The organism is Mesorhizobium sp. M8A.F.Ca.ET.181.01.1.1 (genome assembly GCF_004792025.1).
GTDB lineage: Bacteria > Pseudomonadota > Alphaproteobacteria > Rhizobiales > Rhizobiaceae > Mesorhizobium.
Map to the genome: position 1 here is coordinate 1 of NZ_SRTV01000135.1, position 338 is coordinate 338.

The following is a 338-nucleotide window of genomic DNA, read 5'->3' on the forward strand; positions in this document are numbered from 1 at the left end:
CGTCAGGCCAAGGAAGTCGGCGATATCGGCGCGTGTGAGCGGCAGGTCGAAGGTCGCCGATTTTGCGGTGGGGTCAACCGTGGGATCGATATTCCTGGCGATCATCAGTAAAAAGCTTGCCACCTTTTCCGCAGCGGTCTTGCGCCCCAGCGTCAGCATCCAGTCGCGTGCTTCGTCAAGCTCGTTCAGCGTATGTTTCAGCAGCAGACGTCCAAGCTCCGGCATCTCGTTTGCCATCCGGTCGATGATCACCTTGGGAAACGAGCACAGTGCCACATTCGTCAAGGCTTCTGCCCTGATCGGCTTTTTTGCCTCGAACGGTCGGCCCAGGAAATCGG

Annotated in this window: 1 pseudogene; it reads right to left on the reverse strand. The window is 58.3% G+C overall.

Going from position 1 to position 338, the window contains the following annotated elements:
* Positions 1-338, reverse strand: a pseudogene (locus EN824_RS33925) (helix-turn-helix domain-containing protein); the annotation flags it as partial.